This is a genomic window from Marichromatium sp. AB32, assembly GCF_003718675.1.
Lineage (GTDB): Bacteria > Pseudomonadota > Gammaproteobacteria > Chromatiales > Chromatiaceae > Marichromatium > Marichromatium gracile.
Genome location: NZ_RHFJ01000102.1, coordinates 1 through 5,586, shown reverse-complemented (window position 1 = coordinate 5,586; position 5,586 = coordinate 1). Strand labels below are relative to the sequence as shown.

At 75.4% G+C, this 5,586-nt stretch carries 5 protein-coding genes and 1 pseudogene; all 6 read left to right on the top strand.

Going from position 1 to position 5,586, the window contains the following annotated elements; genetic code table 11:
* A partial coding sequence (locus tag EBL85_RS16445; protein WP_123143471.1) for a RyR domain-containing protein occupies positions 1 to 1,517 on the top strand: 1,517 nt, incomplete at its 5' end.
* A 7-nt stretch (positions 1,518 to 1,524) separates the two neighbouring features.
* The gene (locus tag EBL85_RS16440; protein WP_123143470.1) at positions 1,525 to 2,307 is read left to right on the top strand and encodes an ABC transporter permease; all 783 of its coding nucleotides are present in this window, start codon (positions 1,525 to 1,527) and stop codon (positions 2,305 to 2,307) included.
* A gap of 7 nt (positions 2,308 to 2,314) precedes the next feature.
* Entirely contained in the window at positions 2,315 to 3,079 is a 765-nt protein-coding gene (locus tag EBL85_RS16435) for a cell division ATP-binding protein FtsE (RefSeq protein WP_123141318.1), read from the top strand.
* Entirely contained in the window at positions 3,076 to 4,146 is a 1,071-nt protein-coding gene (locus EBL85_RS16430) for an MlaD family protein (protein ID WP_123143469.1), read from the top strand. Before EBL85_RS16435 ends, EBL85_RS16430 begins: the two co-directional genes overlap by 4 nt.
* Positions 4,134 to 4,748, top strand: a complete 615-nt coding sequence (locus tag EBL85_RS16425) for an ABC-type transport auxiliary lipoprotein family protein (RefSeq protein ID WP_123143468.1) — start codon at positions 4,134 to 4,136, stop codon at positions 4,746 to 4,748. Before EBL85_RS16430 ends, EBL85_RS16425 begins: the two co-directional genes overlap by 13 nt.
* Positions 4,745 to 5,586 (top strand): annotated as a pseudogene (locus EBL85_RS16420) (hypothetical protein); the annotation flags it as partial. The gene EBL85_RS16425 and the pseudogene EBL85_RS16420, both read left to right, overlap by 4 nt.

Below are 5,586 nucleotides of genomic sequence, written 5' to 3'. Positions count from 1 at the left end.
GGCGCGCCGGCGCGCGCCGCCCGCGCCGGCTGATCCTGATCCATCACGCCCCACGAGCGCCGACCCGGCCGGCGCTCGCCGCCGATGGCCCGCTGCGGGTCGAGACCCTCGACCTCGCCACCACCGGCGCGCGCGCCCTGTTCGCGCGCTGGCCGCTGCACCTCGGCTGCGACGTCGCCGCCGGACAACGCCCCCACCTGCTGCTCGTCGGTCGCGCGACGCCCGCCACCGCGCTCCTGCGCCAGGCGCTGCTCGGCGCCCACTATGGCGAGCGGCGCCTGCGCATCACCCTGCTCGACCCCGACCCGGCGGCGGCCGCCGCCTGGTTCCGCGCCACCCAGCCCCAGGGCGAGACGATCGCCGAGTTGCGCTGCGCCACCCCGGAGGCACCGGCACTCGATGCCGACACGCCGGTGAGCCTGGCGCTGATCTGCGACCCGTCACGGGCCGCCGCGCACGCCGCCCGGCTGCGCCAACGACTCGCCGCCGCGAGCGGCGCCTCGCCAGCGCTGATCGCCGTGGCCACCGCGCCCTGGCCAGCCGGCGCACGCGCCGACTGGGACGGCCAGACCCAGCCCTTCTCGCTGATCGCCGACGCCTGCACCCCCGCGACCCTGTTTGCCGGGCGCGCCGACCAGCTCGCACGCACCATCCACGAGCACTATCGCGACAGCGTCGCCGCCCAGGGTCGCGACCCCGATGGCGAGCCCGGCGGCCAACCCTGGGCGCAGCTGGCCGAGTCCTTCCGCGGCGCCAACCGCCACCAGGCCGACCACATGCTCGCCAAGCTCGCCGTGGTCGACTGTCGCGCGGTCCCCGAGGAGCGGGTCGCCGGCTTCGCCTTCACCGCACCCGAGATCGAGCGTCTCGCGCGCATCGAGCACCGGCGCTGGGCCGCCGATCGTCGCCTCGACGGCTGGACCCACGCCCCGGTGCGCGACAACGCACGCAAGCACCACCCGCAACTGGTCGACTACGACGCCCTCAGCGAACCGATGAAGGATCTCGACCGCTTCGCGGTGCGCGGCGTACCGACCCTGCTCGCGCGCGCCGGACTCGGCATCCAGCGCCTGTTGATCGTCGCCCTGATCGAGCCCGCCTCCAGCGAGACGCCCCCGCCACCGCGCCGACTCGTCAACGATGCACTCGGGCGGTTGCACGCACGCTACCCCGACCGCGCCCTGGTGCTCGCCACCAGCCTCGGCTCGACGCTCACCCGCGCACTCACCGCCCAGGCGATCGAGCACCCCGCCACCGGGCTGTGGCTGCTGCACCAGCGCCCGCTGTCGGCACAGCTCGACGCCTGCCCCGACCCGACGACGCGGACGACCCTGCTCGATCTGGTCGCCCGGGCCGAGCGGCGCCTGCCGCTCGGCCCCGGGGGGCTGGCCGGGTGGATCGCCAAGCGCGCCGAGATCGCCTGGCACCCGGCGCCGCCGGAGACGGCCGCGCGCCCGGTCAAGCGACTGTGGCTCGCCGCCGAGGGCCGACGGCTCGTCTGGGACTTCGAGTACTGAGCCCGCCATGCACCACCCCGACCGCCCACTCACCGGCCCCGCCGGCGTGCTCGAACGACTCGGCCTCGGCGCCATCGCCCTGGCCGACTGTCTGTGGCTCTATCTGCGCATCCTCGGCGGTCGCGCCCGGCTCGACCTGCCGGCCTTCGCCGCCGCGCTGCGTCAGTCCGGACTCTCGGTCCTGCCGGCGCTGACCCTGGTGAGCGTCGTCCTCGGGCTGATCCTCGGGCGTCAGGGCGAGCAGCTGCTCGCCGGCTTCGCCCTGCCCGACGCGCTGCTGATCTCGCTGACCTATGCCATCGCCCTGGAGCTGCTCCCGGTGCTGATCGGCATCCTCGTCGCCGGGCGTGCCGGGGTGGCGCTGGCGGTGCGTCAGGCCGGGCTGGCGGTGAGCGGGGAGCTCGACGGACTGCTGGTCAACGGCATCGATCCGATCCGCTACACCCTCGCCCCGACGCTGCTGGCGATGCTGCTGATGAGCGCGGCCTTCGCGGTGTGGAGCCTGCTGGTCACCGGACTGACCACCTGGGCCTGGCTGTGGGCGAGCGCGGCGCTCGGCCCGGCGCGACTGGTCGAGACCCTGGCCCACGCCATCGGCCCGGCCGACCTCGTCGGCGCCCTGGTCAAGCCACCGCTGTTTGCCCTGCTGGTCGCGCCGCTGGCCTGCGTCAACGGCATCGCCGCCGGGCGCGACCCGCGCGGCATCGCCCGCGCCGCCACCGCCACCATGCTCGGCGCGATCGGGCTGATCCTGGTCGCGGACCTGCTCTATCTGCTGCTGATCGGCTGAGCGCGTCATGTCCACCCCCTCACCGGCCCCCACCCCACCACCGGCGCTCGCCATCGCCGGGCTCTACCAGCACGTCGCCGGGCGCTGCGCGCTCTCCGACCTCGACCTCACCCTGCCCGCCGGCGAGTGGCTGCTGATCTGCGGCCCCAACGGCGCCGGCAAGAGCCTGCTCAGTCGGCTGGTGCTGGGACTCGACCACCCCTCGGCGGGTACAATCGCCCTGTTCGGGCAGGACCTCGCGCGGCTCGACGGCGGCGCGATGCGGCGGCTGCGCCGGCGCCTCGGTGCGGTGCTCCAGGGCGGCTCGCTGCTGGCCGATCGCAGCGTGCTCGAGAACCTGCTGCTGCCGCTGCGCGAGACGCCGCTGCGCCGCGCCGAGCTGGCGCGCGCGGCGCGACTGGTGGTCACCCTGCTGCAGCTCGACGGGCTCGAACACCACCTGCCGCGCGCGCTCTCGCTGGGCCAGCGGCGGCGCGTCGAGCTCGCCCGCGCGCTCATCCACCAACCCGACCTGCTGGTCTGGGACGGGGTCGCCGACGGCCTCGACCCCAGCGCACTCGGCGAAATCCTGGAGATGCTCGACACCGTGCGACGCAACCGTGCACTGACCCTGATCGCCACCGACAACTCCCCGGCCGCGCTCATCACCCACTGCGAGCACGCGCTGGTGCTCGACCACGGTCGGGCCGTCTATGCCGGACCGAGCGCCGCGCTGCGCGAGACCGCCGCCGCGCGGATCGAGCTGCGCGCGGCGCTGCGGGGGTGGCGATGAGCGAGCGGCTCGAACGGCTCTACTCGCCGCCCGAGATCGACGCCCCGGGCAAGCGTCAGGGACGGGCGATGCGTCGCGACCTGCGCGCCGCCGGGCTGTTCGTGGTGCTGATGGCAGCGGCCTTCGTCGCCCTGCTGGTGGTGCTGTGGCCGGGGCGGCTCGGCGAGGGCTACCGTCTGGTCGCGATCTTTCCCGACGCCACCGGGCTCGCCCCCGGCATCCCGGTGATCCAGGACGGCTACCGTATCGGCCGGGTCGAGCGCGTCGAGCCGGTGTTCGCCAGCGCCGCCGAGCCCGCCCCCTGCGGCGAGCGCGCGCCGCTGCGCCCCTGCTTCCGCGCGCTGCTGCGGATCGCCGACGACTGGCCGCTGGCCGCCGACAGCCGGGCGCGGATCGGCTCGGCCGGGCTGCTCGAGGGCAGCGCGATCAAGATCGCCCCCGGCACCTCGGCCAGCCGGCTCGCGGCCGGGGCGCAACTCCCCACGCTCGCCCCCGAGCCGGACCTGATGGGCCAGCTCGGCGCGCTCACCGCCAGCCTCGACACCCTGGTCGCCGAGACCATCACCCCGGCGCTGCAGAGCATCGCCCGCCAGATCGCCACCATCGAGGCGCTGCTCGGCACCGGCGAGGCGGCCACCGGCAACCAGGCGCGGCTCGCCGGCGCGCTCGATCATCTGCGCGCACTCACCGCCAAGCTCGACGCCGCGGTCGACGGCGAGTCGATCGCCGCCACCCTGGAGGCGGTCGAGGCGCTCACCACCAACCTCGCCGAGGTCAGCGGCGCGGTGGCCGCGCAGCGCGACGCGCTCGAACGCGCGGTGGCCGACTACGGTGCGCTCGCCAACGAGGTCCGCGCCCTGGTCGCCGACAACCGCCCGGCGCTGCGCCACAGCCTCGATGATACCCAGGCGCTGCTGCAGACCATGAACAACGCGCTGCTGCCGATCCTCACCAACATCGAGGATGCCAGCCGCAACCTCTCGGCGCTCTCGCGTGCGCTGCGCGAGAACCCCGCCAGCCTGCTCCAGGGCCATCCCACCGAGGAACGCACCCCATGGTTCCGCTGACCCGCACACTGCTGCTGCTCGCGCCCCTGCTGCTCGGCGCCTGCGCCGGCGGCGAGCCGATCGAGCGCGACCGCTTCTACCGTCTCGCGCCACCGCCACCGTCCTCGACCACCACCGCCCGGCTCGACGCCAGCGTGCAGGTGCGCGACCTGGCCGCGCGCGGCTTCCTCGGCGGTCGCCAGATCCTCTATCGCACCCGCGCCGAGCCGCGCGAGGTCGGACGCTACGACAGCCTGCTGTGGGAGGAGCCGCTGCCCGGAGCGCTCGCCGACGCCCTCGCCGAGGGCTTGCGCGCGGCCGGTCCCTTCGCCCGGGTACACGCCCCGGCCGAGCGGGTCGAGGCCGACTACGTCCTCAGCGGCGAGCTGATCCGCTTCGAGCACCTGCCCGAGGCCGAGCCGCCCCGGGTCGCCGCCACCCTCGGCCTGACCCTGCAGCGGGCACGCGCGAGGACGCCGCTGTGGCGCACCCGCCTGACGCTCGACGAACCGCTCGCCGAATCCACCCCGGCGGCGATGGCCGCGGCCTTCGAGCGACTCACCGCGCATCTGGTCGAGCAGGCGGTGACGGCGCTCGCGGCGCAACGCCCGGGGGGGCGATGAGCGCGCCCGACCCCTTCGCCGTACTGCTGCCGGCCGCCGCCGCGACCATGCCGGTGGCCTGGGGGGCGGTGCGCATCCCGGCGCTGCCACCGGACTATGCGCCGAGCACGCGTGAGCTCACCGACCCCGACCCCGGGGTGCGCTTCGCCCGTCGCACCATCGCGCGGATCGGCGACGCCGACACCAGCGAACTGCTGCTGATCGACAAGACCGCGCCCCATGCCCGTCACGATCTGATGCTGGTCTCGCCCAGGGCCGGCGCCACCCCGGACGCGCTCGACCCGGCGAGCGCCGCACGCTTCTGGGGCTGCGCGCTGAACTTCGTGCGCTTCGTCTCCGACCCCGCGGTGATCGAGCGCTTCGGACTCGACGGCGGACAGCTCCATCTCGCCCTCAACTGCGACCCCCACACCCGCGACCGCGAGAGCGTGCAGGCGTCCAAGCAACTCCACCTGCACCTGATCCACTGGGACGCGAGCGAGCTGGCGCCGCTCGCCGCGCCCCAGCCCACGCTCGCCACCCTCGCGCCGCACGATCGCCGCCAGGCGCTCGACCCCGCGACCCTGCCCGGCGCCCGGCTGATCGCCGAGCGGCTCGCCGCACTGCCGCTCGGCATCCCCGGCGCGCGGGTCGTGCCGGTCGACCCGGCGCGCCAGCTCGCCGGGCTCGACCCGCTCGGCTGCACCCTGCGCCTGCCCGGCTGGGAGACCCTGGCGAGCCCCGCCTTCGGAGCCCTGATCGCACGCCTCCACCGGTGTCTCGACGGGCTCGCCGGCGAGCTGCTCGACGCCCTCACCGGGCAGCGCACCCCGCCCTCGCCCTGGCGCCGCCACCGGCT